General features: G+C 56.1%; 1 protein-coding gene. It reads right to left on the minus strand.

Translation table 11 applies throughout. The features are described 5' to 3' along the window. Positions 1 to 28: 28 nt before the first annotated feature. Positions 29 to 913, minus strand: a complete 885-nt coding sequence (locus tag ACP99_RS16755; RefSeq protein ID WP_049987694.1) for an IS1595 family transposase — start codon at positions 911 to 913, stop codon at positions 29 to 31. Positions 914 to 1,188 lie beyond the last annotated feature (275 nt).

A 1,188-nucleotide genomic window follows, 5' to 3' on the forward strand; every position in this document is an offset into this window, starting at 1 on the left:
CGCTCTTGTGAAGTACATTGTTGGTGAGTCAGAGAACTGCTCGGACAATCTCTTTGAGTGCTTCTCTACCCGGTTTGCGGAGGATTCGTCGCCGAAGTTGGAACGGTCTGAGATACGCTGTCAGTTTGTCTTTTGAGACGCCTCGGTGCGGCGAGAGCCACCGTCGCAAAAGCGACGCGTGGCTCTCGCAGGTGTTCACGTGCGCGTCTCCATCAACGTATTCGCCGTCGCCGTGAATCACTGATTCTCGGTGGAAGTTCTCATCATCGTCGAGTGGATCGTAGGCCCGAAATCCGTCGGTATAGACGGTCAGCGACTCCTTCTCGCGGTTGTCGAGAAGGAGTCGCACAGTCGATTCGTCAGCGGATTTCGCTGGAATGACGTATCGCTGATCGCTGCCGCGATCAACGAGTGTGAATACTGGCGGCTTGTCCCCCTCGTATGTTCCCCGTCCGCGTTTCGAGAGGGCACGCGAGCGCGACTCCCGGTCGCGCTCGCGGCCTTTCTTCCCGGCGGAGACGTAGAATTCATCGATCTCAACCGGGCCAACGAGGGAGATGGCTGGCGCGTCGAGCGTTCTGGCGAACTGCTCGACGCGCCGGCGAATCGATCGATACGAAACATCAATTTCAGCGTCTAACTGGCGGATACTCGTGTTGAACCGGAGGAACGAGTAGTACGCGAACAAGAGCTTGTCGAGGCCGATCTTCGCGTGCGCGAAGATCGTGCCGGTCTTGTCGTTGAATGTACGGTCGCAATCCTTACAGAGATACCGCTGATACTCTCGATAGCTGCCGTGTTTGATCACTGACTCAGACTGGCAGCGCGGGCAACAGAGGCCCTCGCGCCAGCGAACCTGCTCCAGCAGGTTCGCGGCGCTCGTCTCCGAACTCAGCAATTCAAATGGAAACATTGCGTTCGGGTGACGCGGACGCGTCGCCCTTGCCCGCTACGCTTTCACAGCGTCAGCTCTACCCGACCAACAATCTGCTTCCGAAGAGCGTACCAAGGTAATACTGAGTCACTTACTTTTTGAGATATACTCTATGTCCCACTCTATCACGGTGCCGTACTCACTCGGATACTGCCTAAATTCGGATCTGGTAGGATTCTCAGAACCGGTAGCACGGACGCTCCAATTAACCATTCGATGAGAAGCAGTGTTAGGGCATTCAGTGTTCTGCTTAC

The sequence above is a fragment of the Halobellus rufus genome, assembly GCF_000739575.1.
In the GTDB taxonomy this organism is placed as follows: Archaea; Halobacteriota; Halobacteria; order Halobacteriales; family Haloferacaceae; genus Haloquadratum; species Haloquadratum rufum.

What these genes read in the sequence shown, in the direction of transcription:
- ACP99_RS16755 (WP_049987694.1), bottom strand. Translation starts at nt 913, where the DNA reads ATGTTTCCATTTGAATTGCTGAGTTCGGAGACGAGCGCCGCGAACCTG.